Below are 26,777 nucleotides of genomic sequence, written 5' to 3' on the forward strand. Positions count from 1 at the left end.
AATCCGGCCCCTGCACCATTATCTGGTGTCGGGGCCGGATCCTGTGTACTGCTTTTACTGCTGGTACTGCAAGGAAGAACTGTCCGCTTCCGCTGCGCCGTTGATTATCAGCGGCGCCGGTCGGTGTCCACAACGTCAACCCGGACCTGCTCACCGTTGGCAAGGGCGGCGATGACCGTGCGCAGTGCGCGGGCCGTCCGTCCCTGCCGGCCGATGACCCGGCCCAGATCTTCCTGGTGAACCCGAACCTCGAGGGTTTCCCCACGGCGGTTGCTCTTGGCGGAAACGTTGACATCCTCAGGGTTGTCAACGATTCCGCGCACGAGGTGCTCCAGTGCTTCAGCGAGCAATTTACTCAGCCTCAGCCTCGGCGGAAGCCTCGGGAGCTTCCTCCTTCTTGGCCTTGGGGGTGATTGCCTCGGGGACAATCACGGACTTCTTTTCGGGAGCCACGAAGGCTTCCTTCGGGGCCTTGGTACGCAGGGTACCTTCCTGGCCGTCGATGTTCTTGAACTTCTGCCAGTCACCGGTGATCTTCAGCAGTGCTGCGACCTGCTCGGACGGCTGGGCGCCGACGCCGAGCCAGTACTGGGCGCGGTCGGACTTGATGTCGATGTACGACGGGTCCTCGGTCGGACGGTACAGTCCGATTTCCTCGATGGCACGGCCATCGCGCTTGGCACGGGAATCCATGACAACAACGCGGTAGTGTGCTGAGAACTTCTTGCCAAGGCGCTTAAGGCGAATCTTTACGGCCACTTTTGTGGTCACTCCTGATCTGAAATGGGGCGAACCCGTACTTCTGCTCCCGTGGGGCGGGCCATAACGTTGGGGTTCAAAAGGACAAGATGCATGCACGGAGAGAGGGGCCGCGCAGATCGAGTACCTGACCATTGTGCCAGATGGTTCCTCGTTTTGCGACTCACGGCGCCGGCGGGCCCAAAGCGGTTCCCCGGCGGTCCCGGTCAACCCGCGGCGACCCGCAGCCGGTTGCGCCACGGATCCTCGAAGACCAGTTCGGCACCCGTGTGGTGGCTGGCAACGCCCGCAGTCTTCAGGCGGTCGGCCAGCCCTGCGACGTCGTCCGCGGACGGGACGCTGATCAGCACCTCCCCCAATCCCAAGGTGTCGCGGCGCGGCCCGGCACCTCGGCTGTTCCACACATTCATGGCCATGTGATGGTGGTAGCCGCCGGCGGAAACGAACAGCGCCTGCCCATGGAACCCGGCGGTCCGCTCAAAGCCGAGCGTGGAAACGTAGAAGGCTTCGGCAGTTGCCGTGTCCCCCACCTGCAGGTGGACGTGCCCGACGGCGGCCGCGGAGCCCCGCAGTCCGTCCAGTGCCGCTTCGGTCAGGTGTTCCCGGAGGTAGGCCTGCGGGGACAGGGCCAGCGAAGCCATCTTTACCTGCCGGCCTGCGCCGGTGTTATCCCATTCCCAGGCATCCCGCGGCCTGTCGTAATACAGTTCGATGCCGTTGCCTTCCGGGTCGGTGAAGTAAAAGGCTTCGCTGACCAGATGGTCCGCCGACCCTGCGAATGCCGTGGGGTCATACTGCGCCGCCGAAGCGACGGCCGCGGCCAGTGCCGCCCGGTCTTCGAAAAGAATGGCGGTGTGAAACAGCCCCGCCTCCCCGCGGGAGGCGACCTGCAGGCCCGGCGCCGGGGCCAGATGCACCACCGGCACAGCGCCGCGACCCAGGTACAGCCCCCCGTCCGCTTCTGCGATCACCTCCAGGCCCAAGGCCCCGCGGTAATAGGCGGAGACCGTGGCCAGATCGCCGACCTTGAGCATCACTGTGCCCATGGCCAGGTTTGCAGGCAGCAAGTCGCTTACTTGAAGATTCATGTATTGAGCTTACTTGAAGCTTCACGTATTGCCCAGCCGTTGGCTTCATGGCGCCGCACGTCCGCCAATTCACCTTCGGGCGCAGTCACCACTTCAAAGCCGCAACTGGCGTAGAACGGGGCGTTGAACGGAACATCGACAAACGTGCACAACGTCATGTACGTGTATCCCTGTTCCCGCGCCCAAGCCATGGCAGCCTCCACCAGCGCCCGCCCAAGTCCCGCGCCGGCGGCGTCGGGGTGGACCGAAAGCTGCTCAAGGTGGGCCTGCCGGTCAACTTCCTCCAGTCGGGCAAAGCCAGCAGGCGGCCGTCCGGCCACCAGGATGCACCGCGCAGCAGCGAACTCAGGCAGCACTGCCGCGGGCGGAAGCGGCGTTCATCAGCTGTCTCGCTTCCGGCGGGCAAGGAACGCCCGGATGGCCCGCGCCCCGGCATCCGTGTCCTGCGGACGGTGGTTTCCGCCCACCTGCAGGTGTTCCGCGCCGGTGGACACCAGGAATTCCGCCACTTCCTCGTACAGCGGTTCCCAACCTCCGGTGAGGACCAGTGTGGGAACACCGGGAACAATGTCCAGCGGTGCGTCCCACTCCGGGGCGGCATCTGAGTGCGGCTGCAGCAGCGCCCGGTGCGCTGTGGTGACGGGCAGGTCCCGGGTCAGTGAGAACACCGCCGGCTCACACAGGACCAGGGAAAAAACCTTGCCCGGGTAACGCAGTGCGGCCAGCATGGCCGGAACCGCGCCGGTTGAGTGCGCCACCAGGTGCCCGCCCTCGCCCAGTTCTCCGCGGATGAGGGCAATATCTGCCTCCAGGTCCGGCGGCACCGGCCCGGCGGCAGCGCCGTAGCCGTGGCGCCGGAGGAACAAGGCGTCATAGTCCAAGGCGAGCCCGTGCTGTTTGGGCCAGGCGGCCGCACCGAAGCTGCCGGCTCCGTGCACAAAAACCACTCGTTGCCGAAGCATGGGACTCCCGTTCTCCACGGCCAGCCCGCGGGTTAAAGCACACACCGCCGGACAAGTGTCCGGCGGTGTACGGCTGTTCAGGTGCAGAGCTTACTTGCCGAGGAACTTATCGAAGCCCTTGGGCAGGTTCAACGACGCCGGGTCGAAGTCCGCGTCCTGGGCCCCGAAGGCGCTGCCGGTCGGAAGCGCCTTGCGGGCACCGGCGGCCCGCGCCTCTGCTTCCGCCCGTTCCTGGGCGGCCTTGGCCGGGTTGCCGGACTTGGCCTTCTTTTTGCCCTTGGCTGCCTGCTGCTTCTTGCGGGCACCGCCGAAGCCGCCCGGGCCTGCCATACCCGGCATGCCGGGGATGCCGCCGCCGGCAGCCATCTTCTTCATCATCTTCTGGGCCTGGACAAAACGTTCCAGCAGGCCGTTGACCTCGGAGACGTGCACGCCGGAGCCGCGGGCAATGCGGGCGCGGCGGGAGCCGTTGATGATCTTCGGGGCCACGCGCTCGTGCGGAGTCATGGAGCGGACAATGGCTTCGACCCGGTCGATCTCGCGTTCGTCGAAGTTCTCCAGCTGCTCACGCATGCCGGCGGCACCGGGCATCATCATGAGCATCTTCTTCATGGAACCCATTTTGCGGATCTGCTGCATCTGGGCGAGGAAGTCGTCCAGGGTGAAGTCTTCCTGGTCGGCGAACTTCTTCGCCATCCGGTTGGCTTCATCCTTGTCCCAGCTCTGCTCCGCCTGCTCGATGAGCGTCAGGACGTCGCCGAGGTCCAGGATGCGGCTGGCCATGCGGTCCGGGTGGAAGATCTCGAAGTCCGTCAGGGCCTCGCCGGTGGAGGCGAACATGATCGGCTTGCCGGTCACCGAGGCCACGGACAGCGCGGCACCGCCGCGGGCATCGCCGTCGAGCTTGGTCAGGACAACGCCGGTGAAGTTCACGCCCTCGTTGAAGGCCTGGGCCGTGTTCACGGCGTCCTGGCCAATCATGGCGTCAATCACGAAGAGGACTTCGTCCGGGTTGATGGCGGCGCGGATGTCCGCGGCCTGCTGCATCAGTTCGGCGTCCACGCCCAGGCGGCCGGCGGTGTCTACGATAACGACGTCGTGCAGCTTGGTGCGGGCTTCCTGGATGCCCTGGCGGGCCACGGCTACGGGATCACCGGTGGCGGCCTCGAACTCGGAGGACACGCCGGGGTGCGGTGCGTAGACCGGCACGCCGGCGCGTTCGCCGTTGACCTGGAGCTGGCGGACGGCGTTGGGCCGCTGCAGGTCCGCTGCGACCAGCAGCGGGCTGTGGCCCTGGGACTTCAGGTGCTTGGAAAGCTTGCCGGCGAGGGTGGTCTTACCGGCACCCTGGAGGCCTGCGAGCATAATGACCGTGGGCGGGTTCTTCGCCAGGCGCAGGCGCCGCGTTTCGCCGCCGAGGATAGCTTTGAGCTCTTCGTTGACGATCTTGACGACCTGCTGGCCCGGATTCAGGGCCTGGGAAACTTCGGACCCGAGGGCACGTTCCTTGACAGTGGCGGTGAACGCACGCACCACGGGAACGGCGACGTCGGCGTCCAGGAGGGCGCGGCGGATCTCGCGCACGGTGGCGTCGACGTCGGCCTCGGTGAGCCGGCCCTTGCCGCGCAGGTTTTTGAAGGTTGAAGTCAACCGGTCAGACAGTGAATTAAACACGTGCCGCGCACTTCTTTCGTCAGTTTCTTCGCCTTGTTTGCCAGGCCCAGCTGTTAAGGGTACCAAGCCGCTCCGCCTATTTGCCTCCCCTGCCCTACCTCCGCGGCCGCGGCGGTGGGACGCTGGAGTCATGGCCGATCCCCAGCGTGTGCGGACCCTTCTCATCCTTGGCGGCACCGGAGACCTTGCCGAGCGCCTGCTGCTGCCCGGCCTTGCGCGGGTGGTCAGCCGCGGACGCGCGCCCGGGCTGACCGTTATCGGGTCCGGGTCCCGGGAATGGACCCGGGAGCAGTGGCAGGACCGCATGCGGGCATGCTTCGCCCAAGCCTCCGAAGCTGCCGATGAATCCGCCGCCGAGTATCTGGCCGACACGGTGGAACGCGGCCGGTACCTGCAGCTGGACCTGTCCAAGGGCGCCGAGCTGGCAGATCGGATCCGGGACCTGGAGCCTCCCCTGGCCGTCTATTTCGCGCTGCCTCCTGCCCTGGCGGTGCAGGCCGTGGGGAAACTGCAGGCCGGCGACCTGCCGCCGGACACCCGGCTGGTGCTGGAAAAGCCTTTCGGCAGCGATCAGGCGTCCGCCGTTGCTTTGAACGAGGCCCTCGCCCGGCTGGTTCCCGAAGAGGATATATTCCGGGTGGACCACTTCCTGGGCATGACCACGGTCATGGACATCCTGGGCCTGCGGTTCACCAACCGCCTGCTGGAACCGGCGTGGAGCAACCTGCACATCGAGAAGATGGAGATCGTTTTCGACGAGCAGCTGGGCTTGGAAGGGCGGGCGAAGTACTACGACTCCGCCGGAGCCCTGAAGGACATGATCCAGAGCCACCTGCTTCACATCATGGCGTTTATGGCCATCGAGGCACCGGCCACCCTCGGCGAGCGCGACCTGCGCGATCTGGTGGCGGCTACGCTGCGCGCCTCCGTCGCCGACCCGGCCGCCAGCCGCCGTGCCCGGTACACCGCCGGCAGCGTGGACGGACGGGAGATCGAGGCTTATGCGGACTCCCCCGGTGTTGATCCCTCCCGCGGCACCGAGACCCTGGCCGAGGTGGACATCCGGATCAACAATGACCGCTGGGCCGGGGTTCCGTTTATCCTCCGCTCCGGCAAGGCCATGAGCCGTGCCCGCAAGGAGGTGCTGGTGACGTTCCGGCCGGTCAGCCACCTGCCGGAGGGGTTCACGGGGATCACCGACCTGCCTTCGCGGCTGCGGATTTCCTTCGGCCCGGCGGAAATTGAGCTGGAACTGAACATCAACGGACCGCAGAGCGTGTTCCGGCTTGAACGCACGGGCTTGAAGGGACCCACCCACGTGTCGCACCTGACCCCGTACGGCGAGGTGATCGAATCGGTGCTCAACGGCGATCCGTTGCTTTCGGTCCGTGCCGACATAGCCGCTGAGTGCTGGCGGATCGTGGATCCGGTGCTGCAGGCATGGGCCTCCGACGAGGTCCCGATGGAGTCCTACCCTGCCGGAACACAGGGACCGCCCGGCTGGAATACCAGCCGGGCGGACCTGTAGGGAGTAGCTAGAGTGCACTGTCCCCGCGTTCGCCGGTACGCACCCGCAGCGCCTCTTCCACGTTGACTACCCACACCTTGCCGTCGCCGGCCCGGCCGGTGTTGGCGGTGGAAACCAGCACATCAACAATGTCATTGACCCATTCATTGGCCACCAGCACCTCCACCCGCACCTTGGGCAGCAGGTCCACGGTGTACTCCGCACCCCGGTAGACCTCGGTGTGCCCGCGCTGGCGGCCGTAGCCGTTCGCGGAACTGACGGTTAGTCCCTGCACCCCGTAGCTTTCCAGGCTGCCCCGGACGGCGTCGAGCTTCTCGGGCCGGACAATAGCGGTTACGAGTTTCATGAGTTGACCGTCTCCTTGGTGGTGGTGGTGCGTGCCGTATCCGGGAAGGGCGTGAAAGCGCCGCCCGTGCCGAGCCCGTCGAATTCATAGGCCGTTTCGGCGTGTTCGCTCAGGTCCACGCCGTTGATCTCGTCTTCTTCGGAGATCCGGAAGCCCATGGTCTTGTGGATCGCCAGGCCAATGACCAGGGTCACCACGGCCGAGAAGACGATGGTGATCAGGGCTGCGGCCAACTGCGCGCCGAGCTGCCCGAGACCGCCGCCGTAGAACAGGCCGCCGCCGGCGCCGTCGGCCGGCAGGGCGATGAAGCCCAAGGCGAGGGTGCCCACGAGCCCGGCTACCAGGTGGACGCCTACGACGTCGAGGGAGTCGTCATAGCCGAACCGGTACTTCAGGCCGATCGCCAGGGCGGAAAGGACACCGGCAACCACACCCAGTCCCACCGCGGCCAGCGGGCTGACGTTGGCGCAGGCCGGGGTGATGGCCACCAGGCCGGCGACGACGCCGGAAGCGGCTCCCAGCGAGGTGGCCCGGCCGTCGCGGATCCGTTCGGTCAGCAGCCAGCCGAGCATGGCGGCGGCGGGGGCGGCGAGCGTGTTGATCCAGATGAGGCCCGCCTCTTCAGCAGTACCGGCGGCGCCGCCGTTGAATCCGAACCAGCCGAACCAGAGCAGGGTGGCGCCCAGCATCACGAAGGGGATGTTGTGCGGACGCTGGCTGGGGTCCTTGCCGAAGCCCTTGCGCTTGCCGATGATCAGGGCAAGGACCAGTCCGGCCGCGCCGGCGTTGATGTGGACCACGGTGCCGCCGGCGAAGTCGATGGCCTCGCCCACCACGGAACCCACCGCGCCGTCGGCGCCGAGCAGTCCGCCGCCCCAGACCATAAAGGCCAGCGGGCAGTAGACCAGGGTCACCCAGATCGGGACGAAGACCGCCCATGCACCGAACTTGGTGCGGTCCGCAACGGCCCCGCTGATCAGGGCCACGGTGATGATGGCAAACGTTGCCCCGTATCCGGCGGTGATGAGGTCTTCGCTGCCCACGATGTCTTCTAGGCCGAAGGAGGTGAAGGGGTTGCCGAACAGTCCGGCGATGCCGTCCCCGCCGGTCATGGAGAAGCCCCAGAGCACCCAGACCACACCGATGAGTCCGATGGATACAAAGCTCATCATCATCATGTTCAGAGCGGCCTTGGCGCGGGTCATGCCGCCGTAGAAGAACGCCACCCCCGGTGTCATAAGCAGCACCAGAGCTGCCGAAACCATTACCCAGACGTGACCTGCTGACAGATCCATCTTCACGTCCCTTCGCGTTTGGCGGGCATCTCCCGCACCATGAACTTTGCCGGGGCCAGATTTCCGGCCGGGCGTGGGGGTGTTGCCGGGAGGTTACAAACACGCAGGTCCGGTAAAAGGGCGGTGACGGGGAGGTTTCCATTGCGTTTCCGGGTACGCAAAAGCCCCGCCTCCCTTGCCGGGAGACGGGGCTTTGAGCTGCGGCGGGTACTAGCCCAGCAGGGCGTCCACGAAGCTTTCGGCTTCGAACGGGGCGAGGTCGTCCGCGCCTTCACCCAGTCCCACGAGCTTCACCGGCACACCCAGGGTGCGCTGGATGGCGACGACGATTCCGCCCTTGGCGGTGCCGTCCAGCTTGGTCAGCACAATGCCGGAAATGTTGACCACGTCGGCGAAGACCTTCGCCTGGGTCAGGCCGTTCTGGCCCGTGGTGGCGTCCAGCACCAGCAGGACCTCGTCCACGGCGGCCTGCTTTTCGATGACCCGCTTGACCTTGCCGAGCTCATCCATCAGGCCGACCTTGTTCTGCAGGCGCCCGGCCGTGTCGATCAGGACCACGTCCGCTTCGCCGTCGATGCCGGCCTTGACCGCTTCAAACGCCACCGACGCCGGGTCGGCGCCGTCGATTTCGGAACGCACGGTGGGCACGCCCACGCGCTGGCCCCAGGTGGCCAGCTGCTCGGCTGCGGCTGCACGGAAGGTATCCGCGGCGCCCAGCACCACGTCCTTGTCTTCGGCCACCAGGACGCGGGCCAGCTTGCCCACCGTGGTGGTCTTGCCGACGCCGTTGACGCCCACCACCATCACGACGGCGGGGGTCTCGGCGTGCCGGGTAACAGCCAGCGAGCGGTCCATGGACGGATCCACCAGTTTGATCAGTTCCTCGCGCAGCATTGCGTGGACTTCCTGCGGGTCCTGGCTGCCGGAAACCTTGACGCGTGCGCGCAGGGCGTCCACCAGTTCCATGGTGGGTTCGGTGCCGAGGTCCGCGAGGAGCAGGGTTTCTTCGATTTCATCCCATACGTCTTCGTCAATACGGTCGCTGGAAAGCAGTGCCAGCAGCGCCTTGCCCAGTGCGTTGTTGGACTTGGCCAGACGGGCCCGGAGCCGGGCCAGACGGCCCTGGACGGGTTCGGGCGTCTCAACGGTTGGTGCCTGCGGGGCGGGGGCTTCCTCCAGGTCGCGGAGATCGTCGGGAACAACGACGCCGGTCTCACCCGGCGGTGCATCAAGCGTGTCAGTGCCGGCACCGGATCCGGTGACCGGGTCGTTGGCGTCGCGGCGGGTGGGGTACATGCTCTTGGGGGTGCGCCGGGTCCGTACCAGCAGCGCAGCGACAGAGCCGACCACAGCCAAGGCGACAAGGACGTAGATCACTATCGATAGGGTCTCATTCACGCTTCCAAGCTTCTCACAGACGGCTCTTTGACTATCCGAAGATCTGAGAGAATCGCCTTATCATGGTGCGCACTCCCCGAATCCGAATCCCGCAGGAAATCCAAGTCCTGATCGCCGCTGCCTTCGTCATTGCCCTCGGCTTTGGCCTGGTGGCTCCGGTCCTTCCGCAGTTTGCCCTGAGTTTCGACGTCGGCGTGACTGCGTCCTCAGTGATCGTCAGCGCGTTCGCGTTCACCCGGCTGGTGTTCGCCCCGGCCGGCGGGGTGCTGCTGGAAAAACTCGGTGAACGCCCGGTGTACATCGCCGGGCTGCTGATCGTGGCCCTGTCCACCGCTGCCTGCGCCTTCGCGCAGTCCTACTGGCAGCTGCTGGTCTTCCGCGGCCTGGGCGGCATTGGGTCCACCATGTTCACCATCTCCGCCATGGCCCTGATCATCCGGCTCGCTCCCCCGGAGGTACGCGGCCGGGTCTCCAGCGCCTATGCCTCGTCCTTCCTGCTGGGCAACATCGGCGGGCCGCTGCTCGGCGGGCTGCTGGCCGGTTTCGGGCTGCGGATCCCGTTCCTGGTCTATGCCGCCGCCCTGGTCCTGGCCGCCGGCGTGGTGTTCCTGCGGCTCAAAGACACCCGTCCGGTGGCCGGTGCCGAGGAGAGTGCCGCCCCGAAGCTGCCGGTGCTCACGGTCCGGGAAGCACTGAAGGACTTCGCCTACCGGGGCGCCCTTGCCTCATCCTTCGCCAACGGGTGGTCTTCCTTCGGCGTCCGCAACGCGCTGGTGCCGCTGTTCGCGGCCGCGGCCCTGTCCGCGGGCCCGGAAGTGGCCGGCATATCGCTGACCGCCTTCGCTGCGGGCACCGCCGTCGTACTGACCTTCTCCGGCCGGCTGGCCGACAGCTGGGGGCGCCGGCCGATGATCCTGCTCGGACTGGCCATCAATGCGGTGGCCACCGCACTGATCGGCTTCAGTTCCAGCGTTCCGGAATTCCTGATCATTTCCGCCATTGCAGGCATGGGCACCGGTCTGCTGAACCCTGCCCAGCAGGCCGCCGTGGGCGACATTATCGGCACTGGGCGCAGCGGCGGCAAGGTGCTGGCCACCTTCCAGATGGCCAGTGACACCGGTGCCATTGCCGGCCCCGTGCTGGCCGGTATGCTGGCGGACCGCCTGGGCTACTCCTGGGCGTTCGGAGTGACCGGGGGCATTATGGCGCTGGGCTTCGTGGCGTGGCTGGCCGCGCGGGAAACCCTGCCCGCCCGGAAAGCGGCCCCGGCCAGCACTACCATCGAGGAATGAAGCCTTTCCTGCTCCTGGCCACCCGGGCCGAAGACGACGCCGCCGATGAGGAATATGCCTCCTTCCTGCGCTTCGGCGGGCTGGGCGAGGAGCAGCTGCACCGGGTACGCCTGGAGTCCGGCCCCATGCCGCCGGTGGACCTGGCTGACTACAGCGGTGTGATTGTGGGCGGCGGCCCGTTCAATTCCAGTGATCCGGAAGAATCCAAGTCCGCCGTGCAGCTGCGGGTCGAGGCCGAGATGGCCGCGCTGCTGGACGAGGTTGCGGGGCGGGACTTCCCGTTCTTCGGCGCCTGCTACGGCGTGGGCACCTTGGGCCGGCACCAGGGCGCCGTGGTGGACCGCACGTACGGCGAGCCCGTGGGGCCGGTGGAGATTGCGCTGACGCCGGCCGGCCGGGCGGATCCCTTGCTGGAGGGCATCCCGGAGACCTTCGCGGCCTATGTCGGCCACAAGGAGGCGGTGGCGCAGCTGCCTCCGAACGCGGTGAACCTTGCCGGCTCGGCCACGTGCCCGGTGCAGATGTTCCGGGTCCGGACCAACCTGTACGCCACCCAGTTCCATCCCGAGCTGGACGTGGCCGGGCTGCTGACGCGGATCTCTGTGTACCGGAACGCAGGATATTTCCCGCCGGAGGAAGCAGAGACCGTGATGGATGCCGTGCGGGGCTCGGCAGTACACGTGCCGCCGCGCATCCTGGCGAACTTCACCGCACGGTACGCCCGCTAGGGGTTATCCCCGTCCTGCCCGGGCGTCCCGCGCTCGATGCGCTGGCTGATCACGGTGGACACGCCGTCGCCGCGCATAGTCACCCCGTACAGTGCGTCCGCCACCTCCATGGTGCGTTTCTGGTGCGTGATCACAATGAGCTGGCTGGACTCGCGCAGTTCCTCGAAGATGGTGATCAGCCGGCCCAGGTTCGTGTCATCCAAGGCTGCCTCCACCTCGTCCATCACGTAGAACGGCGAGGGCCGGGCCTTGAAGATTGCCACCAGGAGCGCGACGGCGGTCAGGGACCGTTCCCCGCCGGAGAGCAGGGACAGCCGCTTGATTTTCTTCCCCGCAGGACGGGCATGGACCTCAATGCCGGTGGTGAGCATGTTGTCCGGGTCGGTGAGCACCAGCCGGCCTTCGCCGCCGGGAAACAGCCGCGCGAACACATGCGTGAACTGCTCGGCGGTGTCCCGGTAGGCGGCCGTAAACACTTCCTCCACCCGGCGGTCAACGTCGGCGATGATGTCCAGCAGGTCCTTGCGGGTGGCTTTGAGGTCTTCCAGCTGGGTGGAAAGGAACTGGTGGCGTTCCTCCAGTGCCGCGAATTCCTCCAGTGCCAGCGGGTTCACCTTGCCCAGTGCGGCCAGATCGCGTTCAGCGCGCTTCAGGCGTTTTTCCTGGTCGGCCCGGACGTACGGGATGCCCTCCATCAGGGGGTTGCCGTGCTCGTCCACGGGGGTGTGCAGGGCGGCCCACTTGTCCGCACCCTTCCCGTCCGCAGCATCGGCCGGCACCGGAACCGGCTGGTCCGGTCCGAAGTTGGCCACCAGGTGCTCGGCCGTCATGCCCAGCTCCTCCAGCGCCCGGGCCTCGAGCGTCTCGATCCGCAGCCGTTGCTGGGCCCTGGCCAGCTCGTCCCGGTGTACGGAGTCGGTGAGCCGTGCCAGCTCCGCGGCGGCGTCGTTGTTGGCGCTGCGGACTGCTGCCAGTTCGGTTTCGCGGGCCGCCCGGGATTCTTCGGCCCGGTCCCGTTCCGCGGCGGCCAGCACCAGGGACACCTGCAGGTGCGCCAGCACCGCATCCGCGCCAGCCGCCACGGCAACGGCGCGTTCCCGCTGCACTGCGCGGCGGCGGGCCCGCTCCGCTGCGGCTTCCCGTGCCCGCCGCTCGGCGACGGCGGAGCGTTCCAGCGCCTCGGCACGCCCGGCAACTGCCTTGAGCTGCTCTTCGGCCGAGCGCAGGCCCAGGCGGGCGTCCATTTCCGCCTGCCGTGCGGCGGAGGCTGCGAGCGCCAGCGCATCCCGCTGTCCGGCGGAGGGTTCTTCCTCGGTGGCGTTGTCCTCTCCTGCCGCCGCCAGACGTTCGGTCACTGCCGCGAGCTTTTCTTCTTCCGCGGCGGCGTTGGCGTCCGCTGCAGCCACCAGTCCGGCCAGGCGCTCGGCTTCTCCGGCTGCAGCACGCACGGCTGAGCCCAAGGTGCCCAACTGTTCGGCGGTGGCTGCCAGCCGTGCGTCGGATTCATGCAGGGCGGCCAGCGCGGCCTCTGCACGGGTTCGCGCTGCAGCCACCCGGGCGGCGGCGGACCCGATCCCTGCCCCTGCTTCCTCCGCCCTGGTGCGTGCAGCCTGCAGCCGGGCGTCAGTTTCATCCACCGCAGCCTGGATTTCGAGCAGGCCGGGAGCCGTGGCCGAGCCGCCCCGGGCACTGTAGGCACTCAGCACGTCGCCGTCGGCGGTAATGACCCGGGCAGCGGGATCCGCCGCGAGCAGGACGGCGGCAGCCGACAGGCTATCCACCGCTACGGCATCGGCCAGCAGGACATTCAGGGCCGCCTGCACCTGGTCCTCGGCACTGATCAGGGACAGCACCGGCACGGCGCCGGGAGGCAGCACGGCCTGCCTTGCCGGGACGACGGCGCCCGTAGCGTTTTCCCCGGCGGGACCGGACCCGGCAAGAAGGAGATCCGCCTGCCCCTCCCCCGTGTCCTTGAGGTACTGCAGCGCCCGGACGGCGGCGTCAAGGTCCGCTACGGCCACGGCGTCGGCAGCTGTGCCGAGGGCAGCGGCAACGGTGCGTTCAAAGCCAGGCTTAACACTGATCGACAAAGGTGCCAGCACCCCGGGCAGCCCGGCGTCCCGCAGCGCTGTGCTGCCGTCACGGCGGTCCAGTCCGACGGCGAGCGCTTCGCGGCGCGCTGTCAGGGTTTCCGTCTCGCGGACGGCTTCACGCTCGGCAACCTGCACCTGCTGCAGGGCCGCCGCTGCGTCGTCGAGGTCTGCCTGCGCAGCTTCGAACTCTGCGTCGAGGTCCGCTTCCCCGGCCTCGGCACCGGCAGCGGTTCCTTCCAGCCGGCCAAAGGCTTCCTGCGCTTTGGCGCGCCGCTCTTCGGCTGCCGCGATGGAAGTCCGCAGGCGTCCAGCCTCGGCGCGCGCGGAGGCCAGGCGGGAGCGGGCTGCTTCCACCTGGCCGGCCAGCCGTGCCTGCCCTTCACGCCGGTCCGCTGCGGCCCGGAGCAGGGCGGCGTAGCGCCGCTCTTCGGCGGTTGCGTCCTCTTCAGCCGCTTCGCGGATCTCCACAGCGTCTTCCAGCCGGACCCGCAGGTCCTCGATGTCCGCTTCCAGGGCGGCGGCTTCGGCGCGCACCCGGTCCGCCGAGGCCTGCAGCTGTTCAGGGTCCCGGCCGGTGCCGGCAACGGGTTCAGCCGTCCCCAGCAGCCGGGCACGTTCGGCAGCGAGGGCGGCAAGGGAACGGAACCTCTCCTGCAGGGAGGACAGCTCGTACCAGGTGTCCCGTGCTGCATTCAGTTCCGGAGCTGCCCGGGCTGCCAGCGCCTCCAGCTCGGCCTGGCGTTCCCGGCCTGCGGCGACGGCGGCTTCCACCGCCACGCGGCGGGCCTTGAGGGCGGATTCGTCTGCGGCTTCCTTCTCGTAGGCAGCAGTGAGGGTGGCCAGGTCATCGGCGAGCAGCCGGGAGCGGGCGTCCCGGACGTCCTGCTGCACCGTCTTGGCGCGGCGGGCGACGGCGGCCTGTTTGCCCAGCGGCCCCAACTGGCGGCGCAGTTCGGCCGTAAGGTCGGTGACGCGGGCCAGGTTCGCGGCCATGGCATCCAGCTTGCGGAGGGTTTTCTCCTTGCGCCGGCGGTGCTTGAGGATGCCGGCGGCTTCCTCAATGAAACCGCGGCGCTCCTCTGGAGTGGCATGCAGCACCTTGTCGAGCTGGCCCTGGCCCACTATGACATGCATCTCACGGCCCAGCCCCGAGTCCGAGAGCAGTTCCTGGATGTCCAGGAGCCGGCAGGGGCTGCCGTTGATGGCGTACTCGGAGCCGCCGGCCCGGAAGAGCGTGCGGGAAATGGTGACTTCGGAGTATTCGATCGGCAGGGCGCCGTCGGCGTTGTCGATGGTCAGGGACACCTGGGCCCGGCCCAGCGGCGCCCGGCCGGAGGTGCCGGCGAAGATGACGTCCTCCATCTTCCCGCCGCGCAGTGTCTTGGCTCCCTGTTCGCCCATCACCCAGGCCAGGGCGTCCACCACGTTGGACTTCCCGGACCCGTTGGGGCCCACCACGGCGGTGACGCCGGGTTCGAACTCGAAGGTGGTGGCCGATGCGAAGGACTTGAATCCTCGCATGGTCAGGGTTTTCAGGTGCACGGGGGTTAATCTTTCCTGCCGGGGTTGATTCCCTAAATCTACGCGGTTAGCGTCAAAATTCCGCTCTACTCGGAGAGCGTAATCCGGCATTTCCCTGCTGATTCGCCGCGCCGGAAAGTAGGCTTCTAAAAGAGTCATATGATTTTAGGGCGTGGATGCAGGCTTCACGGCGGCCGCCAGCGCGATAGTTTCAGCAGCAGACAAGGCAGGCATTTTGACCGGGAACTTCAACTTCCAGCACTCCAATTCGGCCATCCTCAGCGTGAACAGCGTCGAAGCTCCGATGGTTATGAGTTCAAGTGAATTCGACCAGCGGCTTGAGCCATCGCTCAAGCGGCTGCGTCTCTCCAAACGCCTGCTGGAACGGGTTGCCGGCGTCAGCGAGCGGCGCTGGTGGGCCCCTGGAACAGGGTTCGACGACGGCGCCATCGAGGCGGGCGCCAAGGCCCTCGCCGAGGCGGGGATCGAGGCCTCCGAGATAGGCCTGCTGATCAACACCTCGGTGACCCGCCGCAACCTTGAGCCTTCCGTTGCGGTGAAGATCCACAACGGGCTGGGCCTGCCTTCTTCCGCCATGAACTTCGACCTGGCCAATGCCTGCCTCGGCTTCGTGAACGGCATCACGCTGGCGTCCAACATGATCGACTCGGGGCAGATCAACTACGCCCTGATTGTTGCCGGCGAAGATTCCCAGGGCGTGCAGGAGGCCACGTTCGACCGGCTGAACGCCCCGGACTCCACCCGCCAGGACTACCTGCGGGAATTCGCCACCCTGACGTTGGGCTCCGGTGCCGCGGCCGCCGTGATCGGCCGCGCCGACAAACACCCCGGTTCGCACCGCATCCTCGGCGGTGTCTCCCGTGCAGGCACCCAGCACCATGAGCTGTGCGTGGGCGGCGTGGACGGCATGTACACCGACACCAAGGGCCTGCTGGACGGCGGCCTGGAACTGGTAGTCGACGGCTGGAATGAAGCGCAGGAAAACGGCTGGAACTGGAGCGGCATGGACCGCTATGTCACCCACCAGGTGTCCAACTCCTACACCAACGCCATCATCAAGGCCGTGGACCTGGACCGTTCCAAGGTGCCGATCACGTTCCCGACCTGGGGCAACGTGGGCCCGGCGTCGCTGCCGATGACCCTGGCGCAGGAGTCCAAGACCCTCAACCCCGGGGACCGTGTGCTGTGCATGGGAGTGGGGTCCGGCCTGAACACCACCATGATGGAGATTGCGTGGTAGAGGAGCTTTGGCCCGGCGTTTCCCCCGCCTGGTCCTCGTTTGTCCGCGTACCCTCAACCGCCGCCGTCGACCGTCCCGGCACCGTACACAAGTGGCATGTGCTGGACAACGGTCCTGATCTGGCCGCCGCCGGCGTCGAACCGGCAGGCACGCTGCTGTGCGTCCACGGCAACCCCACCTGGTCCTACCTCTGGCGCAGCATGCTGGCCGCCGGCGCAACGGCGCAGAAGCCGTGGCGGGTAGTGGCCGTCGACCAGTTGGACATGGGCTTTTCCCAGCGGACGGGCACCTTCCGCCGCCTTGAGGACCGGATCACCGACCTTGGCAACCTGACAGACGCGCTGGGCATCAGCGGCCAGGTGGTCACCGCCGGACACGACTGGGGCGGCGTCATTTCCCTGGGCTGGGCACTGCGGCACCGCCGCCAGCTTGCCGGCGTAGTGCTGACCAACACCGCCGTGCACCCGGCAGGTTTCTCCCTGCCGCCGGCCTTGAAACTGGCCCTGCACCCGGCCGTCCACCCGTGGGGAACCCGGAGCACCGACGCGTTCATCCGCGTCACCCATGCCCTGGCCCAGCCGGCGCTGTCCGCCGACGTGAAGAACGCTTTCGCCCTGCCCTACCGCAGCGCGGCCCGCCGGGAAGGCGTGGCCAACTTCGTGGCAGACATTCCGGCCGACGAAACGCATCCGAGCTGGCGCACCCTGAACACTGTGGCCGACGGCATCCGCCGTCTCAACGTTCCCTCCCTGGTGCTCTGGGGACCCAAGGACCCGGTGTTCTCCGACCGGTACCTGCGCGACCTGCTGGAGCGGCTGCCGGCTTCTTCGGTGCACCGCTTCGAGGGCGCCGGTCATCTGCTGCACGAAGACGTGGACATTGCCTCACCGGTGTTCTCCTGGCTGCGGACTGCCGTGGAGGCCCCGGCCGACACCTCGCTGCGGCGCAGCGAGCCGTTCCGGCCCATGCTCGCCGAACTCGACGAGCGCGCCGACGACACGAGCGCCGCCGTCGTCGATATGGCCCCGCTGGGGGCAGCAGGCACGCATGCACAGCCGCGCACACTGTCCTGGGCCGAGCTGGCCGAGCGGGTCAACGCCCTGGCCGCCGGACTGGCCGCCGCCGGGGTGCACCCCGGCACCCGGGTGAACCTGCTGGTACCGCCGGGCATTGAACTGACCTCGCTGATCTACGCCTGCCTGCGGCTGAACGCCGTGATTGTGGTGGCCGACGCCGGTCTGGGCACCAAGGGGCTGGGGCGCGCCATCAAGGGCGCCGGTCCCGCGTTCCTAATCGGAATCGACCGTGCGCTCATCGGAGCGCGGGCGCTGGGCTGGCCCGGCACGCGGATCAGCGTCACCGAACTGGCCCCGGCCCGTAAACGGCTGCTGGGCGTCAAGCATTCGGTGGCCGAGCTCATTGCCGGCGGCAGCACAGCCGAGGTGCCGTGGTTCCCCGCGGAACCGGACGCCGATGCCGCTGTCCTCTTCACATCCGGGTCCACCGGTCCGGCCAAGGGTGTGGTGTACACCCACCGCCAGCTTGCCGCCATGCGCGATGCGATCAAGGACACCTATAACCTGCGCGCAGGCACCTCACTGGTGGCAGGCTTCGCGCCGTTTGCCCTGCTGGGTCCGGCCCTGGGCGCCACGTCGGTGACTCCGGACATGGATGTAACCTCCCCGCGTACGCTGACCGCTTCGGCCCTTGCCGACGCCGCAGTGGCCGTGAATGCCACCACCGTTTTCGCCTCCCCCGCCGCGCTGACCAATGTGACAGCAACTTCCGGTGAGCTGGACGCCGCGCAGCGGACAGCGCTGGGACAGGTGGACCTGCTGCTTTCGGCCGGCGCTCCCATTGGCGAGCAACTGCTGGCCATGGTCCAGGACCTGGTGCCCAACGCGTCGCTGCACACGCCTTACGGTATGACCGAGGCGCTGCCGGTGACGGACATCAGCCTGGCGGGCATCCGTGCTGCGGGCTCCGGCAACGGCGTCTGTGTTGGCACCCCGGTGTCCCGTGCCAAGGTGGCCATTGCCGAGGTGTTCCCCGATGGTTCGGTGGGCAGCGACCCGCTGACCACGGCGAACCGTACCGGCGAAATCCTTGTCCGTGCCCCGCATGTGAAGGACCGGTATGACAGGCTCTGGATTACCGAGCGCCACAGTTCTTCGATTACCGGCTGGCACCGCACCGGCGACGTCGGCCACCTCGACGGGGACGGACGGCTGTGGGTGGAGGGCCGCCTGGGGCACATCCTCACCACCGCAGAGGGCGTCCGCACGCCGGTAGCCGCTGAGCAGGCTGCCGAGTCGGTCGACGGCGTGGGCCGGGTGGCCGTGGTCGGCGTCGGACCGGCCGGGGCCCAGGTCCCTGTTGCCGTACTGGAAACCTCGCCGCCGGTCCGGCGGGCTGGAACGGCCGCTGCGGATCTGTCCGCCAAGGTCCGGTCACAGGTACTGGAGCTGTGCGGCATTGACCTCGCCGCGGTGCTGGTGCTGCCGGCGATGCCCACCGACATCCGGCACAACTCCAAGATCGACCGAACCGCGCTGGCCGGCTGGGCCTCGCAGCTGCTGGCCGGGGGGCCGGTGCCAAAGCTTGGAAAGCAGAGCAAGCACGGCAAGGGCGGTCCCGGGGTTCCTGCTTCTGCGGGCGCTGACGGTTCCTCAGCCGGTACCGCCGGCGGCTCCGGATCGCTGCCTGTCTTTGAGGAGGCTTCCCAATGAGCACCTCCGGCAACCTGGCGCCCAGCAACGTCCTGGTGACCGGTGCCAGCGGTCTGCTTGGCGGCGCCGTCGCTGAGCTGCTTGCTGCCAAGGGACACAAGGTACGCACCCTGCAGCGCCGTCCCGGGCTGCCCGGAACGGATTTCGTGGCCGGGTCCGTGGCGGATCCCAAGGCTGCTGCCCGTGCCGTGGAGGGCATGGACGCCGTCATCCACCTTGCCGCCAAGGTGTCCTTCACGGGCGAATGGCAGGAGTTCGAAGAAACCAACATCCTCGGAACCCAGATACTGCTCAAGGCAGCCCGGGAAGCCGGGGTACGCGACGTCGTCTTCGTTTCCTCTCCGTCCGTGGCCCATTTTGGTGAACCAATTGCCGGCGCCGGCGCAGGCAAGGCCGACCCCGAAAGGGCCCGCGGTTTTTACGCCTCGTCCAAGGCCGAGGCCGAACTGCTGGCCTTGGCCGCGAATTCGGCCGAATTCCGGGTGGCAGCCATCCGGCCGCACATCGTCTGGGGCCCTGGTGACACCCAGCTGGTGGAACGGGTCATTGACCGTGCACGGTCCGGCCGACTGCCGCTGCTGGACGCCGGTGCAGCCCTGATCGACACCACGTACATCGACAACGCCGCCTCCGCGATCGTCCGGGGACTGGAACGGATGGACGCTGCCCGGGGCAAGGCGCTGGTGGTGACCAACGGCCAGCCGCGTCCTGTCGGTGAGCTGATCGCCGGGATTTGTGCCGCCGCCGGTGTAAGCGCTCCCCGCTGGAGCGTGCCCGGCGTGGCTGCCCGCAAGGCAGGCAGCGTCATCGAACGTGTATGGCTGGCCGCAGGGCGCCGCGGGCTGGTTCACGACGAGCCCCCCATGACGCGTTTCCTGGCCGAGCAGCTTTCGACGTCGCACTGGTTTGACCAGCGCGAAACCCGGGAGGTGCTGGACTGGACGCCTGAGGTGTCGATCGAAGACGGTATGGCCCGGCTTGCGCTCCATTACGGCGGCGGGGTGGCCCGGTGAGGAGTCTCGCTGCGGTTGAATCGTGGCCGGTGGACAATGTTTCCGTAGCTGTCCTCGGAGCGGACGGCGAAGTGCTGGGCACTGCCGGCGACCAGGACCGTCCGTACCGGTTGGCGTCCGTCACCAAACTGCTCAGCGCCTACACGCTCCTGCTTGCCCTGGATGAGGGCGCATTGGAGCTTGACCAGCCGGCGGGACCGGAGGGTTCCACCGTACGGCACCTGCTGGCCCATTCCGGCGGGTACGATTTTGGCGAGCGCACGGTCCGGTATGCCCCCGGTACCCGGCGGCTGTATTCCAATGCCGGCTTCGAAGTGCTCGGCGAGACGTTGGAAGAAGTAACCGATATTTCATTCGCCGACTACATGCGTGAAGGTGTGCTGAGCCCGCTGGGCATGGCGTCCACCCGCTTGGAGGGATCCCCCGCTGCCGGAGCGGTATCGACTGCTGCCGACCTGACCCGCTTTGCCGCAGAGCTTCAGTCCCCCACGCTGACTGATCCGGGCCGGCTCGCGGAAGCGACCCATGTGGTCTTCCCGGGCTTGGCGGGGGTACTTCCCGGGTTCGGCCGGCAGAAGGAGAACGACTGGGGTCTCGGCTTTGAAATCCGCGCCCGCAAGTCTCCGCACTGGACCGGTGCCAACAGCTCCCCGAGGACATTCGGCCATTTCGGTCAGTCCGGTACCTTTCTTTGGGTAGACCCCGAAGCCCGCGCAGCAGCCGTTTGCCTCACTGACCGGGACTTCGGTCCGTGGGCTGCCGAGGTCTGGCCTCCGTTGACTGATGCGGTCCTGGCGGAGCTCGCAGACCACTAGCGCGCCGGCTAAGCCGCCCTCAGGTAGTCCACAACGCAGGCTTCCAAGGTTCCGCCTGCGAAGCGCGGAGGCCCTGGATCCACGGCGGGCCCGTTCCGCATCCGGTCTTGAGGCGATCCGGGCAGCGGCGGTGCCGTGGACTGGTAGGTGTGCCCCGTTGGGGTGATGGTCTCGACCACGTGCGGCCCCGGCTGGTGAACCGGCCGGACACGCCAATCAGGTGCTTCCTTGGCCTGGTTGCATGCCTCGCACAGTCCCTGGCCATTCACGATACTGGTGACCCCGCCGTCCTTGTGCGGATGTACATGGTCGATCTGCCGGATCGGTGCCCCGCACCACGGCATGCGGCAGGTTTGGTCCCGCGCAGCGATGAAGCGGGCCATCGATTCAGGGAACAGCCGGGCACGGGTGTCCATTGCGACCAGCTGCCCGCTTGACGGATCCGCATAGAGCCGCCGGATCCAGCGTTCTGCGCTTTTGTCCCGCTTCGACTGCCCCCGCCCTGACTGGCCGGCGCCGGTGTTCCTGCTGCGTCCCCCTCCGCTGTCCTCGTCTCCGGCGCCGCCCCCTTCACTGTGCCCGTCCCCGGGGCTGCCCCCTCCGCTATCCCCGTCCCCGGGGCTGCTCCCTCCCCTGTCCCCGTCTCTCCCGCTCCCCCGCAGCAGGTCCCTGGCCCACTGCGCCGGCACGGGACCATACCCCGGGACAAGTGCGGGCTCCGATTCTCCGCGCAACAGCGTCCGGTCCGACATGACCAGCTGCACTTCCACCTTCATCTGGCCCGCATCGGTCTGGCCGGTAATCCGCTCCACGAGGGTATCGGCCATGATCTGGCCCCGCCCCCGGGCATCCCCCGCCGCACGGAGACGATCCGCTTCACGGGACAAGGCCGCATAAACGCCGACTCCCTGGGCCATGGGCAGCAGCCCGGTCAGGTAGGTCATGGTGTCCGGAGCAGGGCGGCAGGAGACGAACCGCTCGGAGGCGGCTTTGGCTGCCCGGTTTACGGCGGCCTTCGGATCCAGCCTGTAGGCGGCGCCTCTGGCCCGGGCAATGATCTGGCGGTCACCCAGTGTTTCCAGCACGCGGGGGTCTCCGGCAACTTCTGCATCTACCCGCTGCCGGTCCTCCACACTGAGGCACGCCGTCTCCCGAACGAGCAACGTTGCCCGCCATTCGCTGATAGCGCCGGTGGTCAAGGCCTGCAAGGTGCACGGCATCTCGCACGTTAGGGCTTTTGCGAAGCCCAGCAGCCGCCCGCCACGGTTTGGGGACTCCCTGCGCGCCAAGGCGATCTGTGAAGCGACCCCGCGGCCCACATCCTCACGGCGCATTCCTGCTGCGGTCTGCTTCCGGCGCTGGGAAGCATCAAACGCTGCGGAGGCGCGGGCCTGGGCGGCTGAAGCGGCGGCTTTCAGTTCCTCGAGTGCCCGTATCCGGTCGATGAGTTCGCTGTCCTCCGGTTCCGCTCCCGACACCAGGCCAGCTTGGTCAACCAGCACCTCCACCCAGCCATGCACCATGGCGCTGCCAGCTACGGCAGTGCCGGCCGGCCGGTGCTCCTGAGGCGACAAGTATTCGAACATGTATTCGATTTTAGGCGGCGGGGCAGAGGTAAAACAGGGCAGAAGTACCTGTTCCGCTACCTGTTTTTGCTCTGTTCGCGGCCACTCAGCCCGGGAGGCCGATGCTCCGATGCTAAGCCGCACATACGGATATACGCAGATCCGGACAACAGAGCCGCTAGCCTGCTGGAATGGAAACCTGGCACCGGAACCAACTGAGCATGAGCCAGGGTGAGCTTGTGCAACAGTGGCTGCCGGGGGTTCGCCTCATCCGGGATCTCTCCTGGGCCCTCTCGGACACAGCGGTACTGGAAGTCGAATCCGGGGAGCGCCGGTACGTCGTCAAAGCCGCCGGTCTTTCCAACCACCACATAGGACGCGAGATCGCGGCGCATGAATCATGGACGCGGGTATGGAGCCGGCAGAACCGTGCACCGCGGCTCGTCCGCTCGGACCTCGCCCAGACGGTCCTCGTCACGGAATATCTCGATGGATCGCTGGCGGAGGGGACCACGGCCGAGCATGACCCGGAAGTTCATCACCAGGCGGGTTCGCTGCTGCGTCAGTTCCATGATCAGACCTCGCATACCAACAAGGGCTATGAGAGCGCAGCAACGGCCAAGGCGCTGTCTTGGCTGAAACGGCCACACCGCATCGAGAAGTCCCACGTGGAAGACGCCAGGACCATCCTTGCCGCCTATTCGCCAAAGCCGGTGGCGGTGGTGCCAACCCATGGCGACTGGCAGCCGCGCAACTGGCTGCTTCATGGCGCGGAACTGAGGATCATCGATTTCGGCCGGTTTGCGTTCCGCCCGGCTGTCACGGACTTCTGCCGCCTGGCAGCGCAGCAATGGCGCACCCACCCGCAACTGAAGGATGCCTTCGTGGCAGGCTACGGTGCAGGCCTCGGGGACGGCGTGCGGGAAGATGACAGCGACATGGAACTCTGGCATATGACGCTGCTGCGCGAAGCAGTCTCCACCGCGGTGTGGGCCTACCAAACCGGCGACCATGCGTTCGAGCGGCAGGGACATCGGATGCTGGCCGACGCGCTGGCCACCTTCCGCACGGATGTATTCCATGCGCATACAACAAAAGGACACTCGTGAGGATTTTCGACCCGCAGATCATCCTGTTCGTGGCCGACACGGAAGGGGCAGCACGCTTTTACGCCGCCCTCGGCTTCGTGGAGAAGTTCCGGGCAGCAGGACCGGACTCGACGCCGTTCAAAATCGAAATGTCGCTGGAAGGCTTCGAACTCGGATTGGCGTTGCCCGGACCCGCCGCCCAGGCACATAAACACACCCCGGTGGCCAAGGGTCACCGGGCATGCCTCACCCTTTGGACCGACGACGTCGCTGCAGCCTATGCCAAGGCCCTCAACGCCGGCGCAAAGGACCTTGAGGGTCCCCACCCGTTCCTGGACGGAAGGCTCCGGGTGGCGTTCGTGGAGGACCAGGACGGACATCCGCTCCAGTTCGTGGAACGTCGGTAGTGTTGGCTACCAGCGCCCGTTCCGCGGCCGCGGCTGGCACACCGGACAGCTGTATGAGGACCGGTTCATAAAGGAATCCCGGCGGATCAGCGTATTTCGCCCCAGGGAAGCGCACCGCAGGCACGGCTCCCCCTCCCGGCCGTAGGCGTTCAGGGACCGGGAGAAGTAGCCGGACGCCCCGTTGACATTCACGTACAGGGAATCGAAGCTCGTCCCGCCGGCATCAAGCGCCCGGGTCATCACGTCCTGCACCGCTTCAATCAGCCGCAGCGCGTCCGCACGGCGCATGGTGTCCGTGGGCCGGGCAAAGTGCATCCGCGCAGCCCACAGCGATTCATCCGCATAGATGTTCCCCACCCCGGACACCAGCCCCTGGTCCAGCAGGGCACGCTTGATCCCGGTCCGCCGGGCACGCAGCCGGCGGTAAAAGTCATCGAAGGAAAAGGCCGGATCCAGCGGATCTCGGGCAATGTGCGCGGCCTCTTGCGCCACCAGCGGCAGTCCGGTTTCGGAAAGGCCGCCGGGAGCGCCGTCGGGCGTCGGCACCAGGTCGGTGAGGAACACGCCGCCGAAAATCCGCTGGTCCACGAACCGCAGCTCGGAGGGCATGGCCGCACCGGCGTCGTCGACCGCCGGACTGAGCGAAAAGCGCACCTTGAGGTGCTTCTCGTCCGGCAGCGCGGAGTCTTCCATCAGCAGTTGGCCGCTCATCCCCAGATGCGCCATGAGCGCCAGAGACGGCACGCCGTCGTGATCCTCCTCGACCAGCGGAAGCCACAGGAACTTGCCGCGCCGCACGACGTCGGTGACCACAGCGCCCTCAAGGTTGCCTGCCAGGTCCTCGGGACCGGCAGCGTGGCGCCGCACGGAGCGGGCGTCCAGGATCTCTACGCCGGTGATGGTCCGGCCGCGGACCCAGGAGGCGAGTCCGCGCCGGACAACCTCGACTTCGGGAAGCTCAGGCACGGCGGAACCGCTTAGGAACCGGCAGCCGCGGCGTCGGCTTCCCTGGAATTGATCATCTTCCAGGACGCGGCGGCAGCTTCCTGCTCCGCTTCCTTCTTGGAGTGGCCGGTACCCGTGCCGAAGGCCGTATCCCCAATATGGAGCACGGCAACGAAGCTGCGTGAGTGGTCCGGGCCGGAACCGGTGACACGGTATTCGATGTCGCCCATTTTCCGGCTCGCGGCGATCTCCTGGATGCTCGTTTTCCAGTCCGTACCGGCGCCCAGGGCATCGGCGTCGGAGAGGAGCGGTCCCACCAGCCGCATCACCATCTGGCGTGCGGTTTCAATCCCGTGGTCCAGATATACGGCGCCGATAACGGCTTCCGTGGTGTCCGCGAGGATGGAGGACTTGTCGCGTCCGTTGGTGAGCTTTTCACCCTGGCCGAGCAGGATGTATTCGCCCAGCCCCAGGTCGCGGGCAATGCCGGCCAGGGCGCGGGTACTCACGACGGCGGAGCGGCGCTTGGCCAGCTCCCCCTCGGAAAGGTCAGGATTATCCCGGTAGAGCGCATCGGTTACCGAGAACCCCAGAATGGAATCGCCAAGGAATTCGAGGCGTTCGTTCGTGGGGATGCCGCCCTGCTCGTAAGCGTAGGAGCGGTGCGTGAGCGCAAGACGAAGCGTCCCGGCGTCGATATCGACACCGAGACGCTTCATAAGCTCTTCAGTATTCTTCACTTTTTGGATACAACCCGAAAAGCAGTATTCACGGCCCTGGCAGCGGTTCCCCTAAAGGTGTGCATGGCAGGGCCGAACACTGGTCTTAGACGTCCGCGACCTTGCGGCCCTTGTATTCAAGGAACAGCGCGGTGCCGGCGGAATCGGTGACGACCTTGGCCTGGTGCGGCAGGCTATAGGTGACGCGGCCGTTCTCCACGGTCTTCACCAGGTTGGGCGCGGTCGCCTTCCACTGGGACCGGCGTGCACGTGTATTCGCGCGGGACATTTTCCGCTTCGGAACAGCCACGGCTAACTCTCTTCTCTCTCGTCTGACTCTGTACTTGGTGCCGCAGTATCTTCTGCGGCCGTGCCGGTCAACCCTGCGAGGGCTGCCCAGCGAGGATCCACTGCTTCATGGTGGTGACCCGGATCCTCCTCTAGGCGCGCTCCGCATTCGGAGCAAAGGCCTGGGCAGTCTTCCCGGCACACCGGCTGGAACGGCATGGTAAGAACCACGGCGTCCCGCAATACCGGCTCAAGATCGATGACATCTCGCTCGATCCGGCGTTGCTCTTCTTCCTCGTCTTCTTCGAAGGACTCAGCGTCCTCGTAGTAGAAGAGTTCCTGCACATCGACTTCTTGGTCGTACGCGAGTGGCTTCAGGCACCTGCCGCATTCGCCCCTTACGGGAGCGATGACTACGCCGGATACCAGAATCCCTTCGTGCACGGCCTCCAACCTCAAGTCAACCTCGAGCTCGGATCCTTCCGGAACGCCGATAAGCGCAACACCGAAGTCTTTCGGTGCCGGTACATGTTCATGCAAGGTCCGCATCGTTCCCGGGCTGCGCCCGAGGTCCCTGACGTTGATTGCCAGGGGTGTATTCGGATTGGACCGCGAAAATTCGCTAATGAGAACTCCTGTAGAACATAGACCGACATATCATCTTAGCCTGACTTGCCGGAATCTCTCAAACTGCGGCTGCGCTGCAGCCACGGAGCCCGCGCATGCACGGAACTCCGAGGTCCAGTTTACCCGCCTGCGGGCCAAGAGCTAATCGGCGGCAAGCAGGCGCTTGAGCACGGCTGCCGGGACAAATCCGCTGATGTCTCCGCCCAGGGCGGCGACCTCCTTGATCAGGGAGGAGGAGAGGTGGGTATAGCTTCCCTCGGCGGGCAGGAAGACGGTTTCGACGCCGGTGAGGTGCCGGTTCATCACGGCCATCGGCAGTTCGTACTGGTAGTCCTGGACGGACCGCAGGCCCTTTACTATGGCGCCGGCACCGTGCTCGCGGCAGAACTCCGCCAGCAGCCCCTCCCCCATGGGAACCACGGATACCCCGCGCAGCGAGCCCAGTGCCTCGGCCGCCAGTTCCAGGCGCTGCCCGGCCGGGAAACGGTACTTCTTCGCATAGTTGGTGGACACCGCCACAATGACCTCGTCAAAGAGGCTTGCCGCGCGGGCAATGACCTCAATATGGCCGTTGTGGATAGGGTCAAAGGAACCTGGGCATACAGCGCGTCGCATAAGTCGAATCTACCGGGTCCG

General features: G+C 66.9%; 25 protein-coding genes. 9 read left to right on the forward strand and 16 right to left on the reverse strand.

What is annotated here, in order from left to right; all coding sequences use genetic code 11:
* Positions 1-107: 107 nt before the first annotated feature.
* The 6 genes from QNO06_RS10995 to ffh all read right to left on the reverse strand — a co-directional run bounded on the left by QNO06_RS10995 (position 108) and on the right by ffh (position 4,483).
* Complete coding sequence (locus QNO06_RS10995) at positions 108-350, reverse strand: RNA-binding protein (RefSeq protein ID WP_227911701.1); 243 nt, start codon at positions 348-350, stop codon at positions 108-110.
* A 1-nt stretch (position 351) separates the two neighbouring features.
* On the reverse strand, positions 352-759 hold the full coding sequence (gene rpsP / locus QNO06_RS11000) for a 30S ribosomal protein S16 (protein WP_227911702.1): 408 nt from the start codon (positions 757-759) through the stop codon (positions 352-354).
* Positions 760-965: 206 nt separating this feature from the next.
* Positions 966-1,847 (reverse strand): VOC family protein, encoded by an 882-nt coding sequence (locus QNO06_RS11005; protein ID WP_227911703.1) that lies wholly within the window; start codon positions 1,845-1,847, stop codon positions 966-968.
* Positions 1,844-2,167: a GNAT family N-acetyltransferase gene (locus QNO06_RS11010; RefSeq protein ID WP_284162455.1), complete on the reverse strand. Its 324-nt coding sequence runs from the start codon at positions 2,165-2,167 to the stop codon at positions 1,844-1,846. Before QNO06_RS11010 ends, QNO06_RS11005 begins: the two co-directional genes overlap by 4 nt.
* A gap of 60 nt (positions 2,168-2,227) precedes the next feature.
* Positions 2,228-2,809: an alpha/beta fold hydrolase gene (locus QNO06_RS11015; RefSeq protein ID WP_227911705.1), complete on the reverse strand. Its 582-nt coding sequence runs from the start codon at positions 2,807-2,809 to the stop codon at positions 2,228-2,230.
* A gap of 90 nt (positions 2,810-2,899) precedes the next feature.
* Positions 2,900-4,483, reverse strand: coding sequence for a signal recognition particle protein (gene ffh, locus QNO06_RS11020; protein ID WP_227911706.1), 1,584 nt, complete (start codon positions 4,481-4,483; stop codon positions 2,900-2,902).
* 130 nt (positions 4,484-4,613) lie between these two features.
* Between ffh and QNO06_RS11025 the strand changes: the two genes are divergently transcribed.
* Positions 4,614-6,011, forward strand: coding sequence for a glucose-6-phosphate dehydrogenase (locus tag QNO06_RS11025; RefSeq protein ID WP_227911707.1), 1,398 nt, complete (start codon positions 4,614-4,616; stop codon positions 6,009-6,011).
* 7 nt (positions 6,012-6,018) lie between these two features.
* Here QNO06_RS11025 and QNO06_RS11030 read toward each other — a convergent pair whose 3' ends face one another.
* From QNO06_RS11030 to ftsY, 3 genes are all read right to left on the reverse strand, one after another.
* Entirely contained in the window at positions 6,019-6,357 is a 339-nt protein-coding gene (locus QNO06_RS11030) for a P-II family nitrogen regulator (protein ID WP_227911708.1), read from the reverse strand.
* Entirely contained in the window at positions 6,354-7,652 is a 1,299-nt protein-coding gene (locus QNO06_RS11035; protein ID WP_227911709.1) for an ammonium transporter, read from the reverse strand. The genes QNO06_RS11030 and QNO06_RS11035 overlap by 4 nt, the downstream gene beginning before the upstream one ends.
* 210 nt (positions 7,653-7,862) lie before the next feature.
* Positions 7,863-9,050 (reverse strand): signal recognition particle-docking protein FtsY, encoded by a 1,188-nt coding sequence (gene ftsY / locus QNO06_RS11040; RefSeq protein WP_227911710.1) that lies wholly within the window; start codon positions 9,048-9,050, stop codon positions 7,863-7,865.
* Positions 9,051-9,112: 62 nt separating this feature from the next.
* On the opposite strand from ftsY, the gene QNO06_RS11045 reads away from it, so the two are divergent.
* Positions 9,113-10,342, forward strand: a complete 1,230-nt coding sequence (locus QNO06_RS11045) for an MFS transporter (RefSeq protein ID WP_227911711.1) — start codon at positions 9,113-9,115, stop codon at positions 10,340-10,342.
* Positions 10,339-11,070, forward strand: coding sequence for a glutamine amidotransferase (locus QNO06_RS11050; protein ID WP_227911712.1), 732 nt, complete (start codon positions 10,339-10,341; stop codon positions 11,068-11,070). The genes QNO06_RS11045 and QNO06_RS11050 overlap by 4 nt, the downstream gene beginning before the upstream one ends.
* Here the strand turns inward: QNO06_RS11050 and smc are convergent.
* Positions 11,067-14,705 (reverse strand): chromosome segregation protein SMC, encoded by a 3,639-nt coding sequence (gene smc, locus QNO06_RS11055; RefSeq protein ID WP_227911713.1) that lies wholly within the window; start codon positions 14,703-14,705, stop codon positions 11,067-11,069. The two genes, QNO06_RS11050 and smc, sit on opposite strands and share 4 nt — an antisense overlap.
* 214 nt (positions 14,706-14,919) lie before the next feature.
* Between smc and QNO06_RS11060 the strand changes: the two genes are divergently transcribed.
* The 4 genes from QNO06_RS11060 to QNO06_RS11075 are packed head-to-tail and all read left to right on the forward strand — an operon-like array spanning position 14,920 to position 20,502.
* Complete coding sequence (locus tag QNO06_RS11060; RefSeq protein WP_227911743.1) at positions 14,920-15,945, forward strand: 3-oxoacyl-ACP synthase III; 1,026 nt, start codon at positions 14,920-14,922, stop codon at positions 15,943-15,945.
* Positions 15,939-18,674 (forward strand): alpha/beta fold hydrolase, encoded by a 2,736-nt coding sequence (locus QNO06_RS11065; RefSeq protein WP_227911714.1) that lies wholly within the window; start codon positions 15,939-15,941, stop codon positions 18,672-18,674. Before QNO06_RS11060 ends, QNO06_RS11065 begins: the two co-directional genes overlap by 7 nt.
* Positions 18,671-19,687, forward strand: a complete 1,017-nt coding sequence (locus tag QNO06_RS11070) for an NAD-dependent epimerase/dehydratase family protein (protein WP_227911715.1) — start codon at positions 18,671-18,673, stop codon at positions 19,685-19,687. Before QNO06_RS11065 ends, QNO06_RS11070 begins: the two co-directional genes overlap by 4 nt.
* The gene (locus QNO06_RS11075) at positions 19,684-20,502 is read left to right on the forward strand and encodes a serine hydrolase domain-containing protein (protein ID WP_284162457.1); all 819 of its coding nucleotides are present in this window, start codon (positions 19,684-19,686) and stop codon (positions 20,500-20,502) included. Before QNO06_RS11070 ends, QNO06_RS11075 begins: the two co-directional genes overlap by 4 nt.
* Positions 20,503-20,510: 8 nt before the next feature.
* Here the strand turns inward: QNO06_RS11075 and QNO06_RS11080 are convergent, their stop codons facing one another.
* Positions 20,511-22,088, reverse strand: coding sequence for an HNH endonuclease (locus QNO06_RS11080; RefSeq protein ID WP_227911717.1), 1,578 nt, complete (start codon positions 22,086-22,088; stop codon positions 20,511-20,513).
* 170 nt (positions 22,089-22,258) lie between these two features.
* Between QNO06_RS11080 and QNO06_RS11085 the strand changes: the two genes are divergently transcribed.
* Complete coding sequence (locus tag QNO06_RS11085; RefSeq protein WP_227911718.1) at positions 22,259-23,176, forward strand: phosphotransferase; 918 nt, start codon at positions 22,259-22,261, stop codon at positions 23,174-23,176.
* Positions 23,173-23,562: a VOC family protein gene (locus QNO06_RS11090; RefSeq protein WP_227911719.1), complete on the forward strand. Its 390-nt coding sequence runs from the start codon at positions 23,173-23,175 to the stop codon at positions 23,560-23,562. The genes QNO06_RS11085 and QNO06_RS11090 overlap by 4 nt, the downstream gene beginning before the upstream one ends.
* A 6-nt stretch (positions 23,563-23,568) precedes the next feature.
* On the opposite strand, the gene mutM is transcribed toward QNO06_RS11090, so the two are convergent.
* From mutM to coaD, 5 genes are all read right to left on the reverse strand, one after another.
* Positions 23,569-24,528 (reverse strand): bifunctional DNA-formamidopyrimidine glycosylase/DNA-(apurinic or apyrimidinic site) lyase, encoded by a 960-nt coding sequence (mutM, locus tag QNO06_RS11095; RefSeq protein ID WP_227911720.1) that lies wholly within the window; start codon positions 24,526-24,528, stop codon positions 23,569-23,571.
* 11 nt (positions 24,529-24,539) lie between these two features.
* Positions 24,540-25,247, reverse strand: coding sequence for a ribonuclease III (gene rnc, locus QNO06_RS11100; protein WP_227911721.1), 708 nt, complete (start codon positions 25,245-25,247; stop codon positions 24,540-24,542).
* An 85-nt stretch (positions 25,248-25,332) separates the two neighbouring features.
* Positions 25,333-25,536: a 50S ribosomal protein L32 gene (rpmF, locus tag QNO06_RS11105; protein WP_146364453.1), complete on the reverse strand. Its 204-nt coding sequence runs from the start codon at positions 25,534-25,536 to the stop codon at positions 25,333-25,335.
* 2 nt (positions 25,537-25,538) lie between these two features.
* A complete protein-coding gene (locus QNO06_RS11110; protein ID WP_227911744.1) occupies positions 25,539-26,105 on the reverse strand; it encodes a YceD family protein in 567 nt (188 codons plus the stop codon).
* A 177-nt stretch (positions 26,106-26,282) separates the two neighbouring features.
* Entirely contained in the window at positions 26,283-26,756 is a 474-nt protein-coding gene (gene coaD, locus QNO06_RS11115) for a pantetheine-phosphate adenylyltransferase (protein WP_227911722.1), read from the reverse strand.
* Between the last annotated feature and the right edge of the window lie 21 nt (positions 26,757-26,777).

It is taken from the genome of Arthrobacter sp. zg-Y20 (assembly GCF_030142075.1).
GTDB lineage: Bacteria > Actinomycetota > Actinomycetes > Actinomycetales > Micrococcaceae > Arthrobacter_B.

Coding starts and splice junctions, on each gene's coding strand:
- QNO06_RS11005 (WP_227911703.1), bottom strand. CDS start 1,847: ATGAATCTTCAAGTAAGCGACTTGCTGCCTGCAAACCTGGCCATGGGC.
- QNO06_RS11015 (WP_227911705.1), bottom strand. CDS start 2,809: ATGCTTCGGCAACGAGTGGTTTTTGTGCACGGAGCCGGCAGCTTCGGT.
- QNO06_RS11025 (WP_227911707.1), top strand. CDS start 4,614: ATGGCCGATCCCCAGCGTGTGCGGACCCTTCTCATCCTTGGCGGCACC.
- QNO06_RS11030 (WP_227911708.1), bottom strand. CDS start 6,357: ATGAAACTCGTAACCGCTATTGTCCGGCCCGAGAAGCTCGACGCCGTC.
- QNO06_RS11035 (WP_227911709.1), bottom strand. CDS start 7,652: ATGGATCTGTCAGCAGGTCACGTCTGGGTAATGGTTTCGGCAGCTCTG.
- QNO06_RS11045 (WP_227911711.1), top strand. CDS start 9,113: ATGGTGCGCACTCCCCGAATCCGAATCCCGCAGGAAATCCAAGTCCTG.
- QNO06_RS11050 (WP_227911712.1), top strand. CDS start 10,339: ATGAAGCCTTTCCTGCTCCTGGCCACCCGGGCCGAAGACGACGCCGCC.
- QNO06_RS11070 (WP_227911715.1), top strand. CDS start 18,671: ATGAGCACCTCCGGCAACCTGGCGCCCAGCAACGTCCTGGTGACCGGT.
- QNO06_RS11080 (WP_227911717.1), bottom strand. CDS start 22,088: ATGTTCGAATACTTGTCGCCTCAGGAGCACCGGCCGGCCGGCACTGCC.
- QNO06_RS11085 (WP_227911718.1), top strand. CDS start 22,259: ATGGAAACCTGGCACCGGAACCAACTGAGCATGAGCCAGGGTGAGCTT.
- coaD (WP_227911722.1), bottom strand. CDS start 26,756: ATGCGACGCGCTGTATGCCCAGGTTCCTTTGACCCTATCCACAACGGC.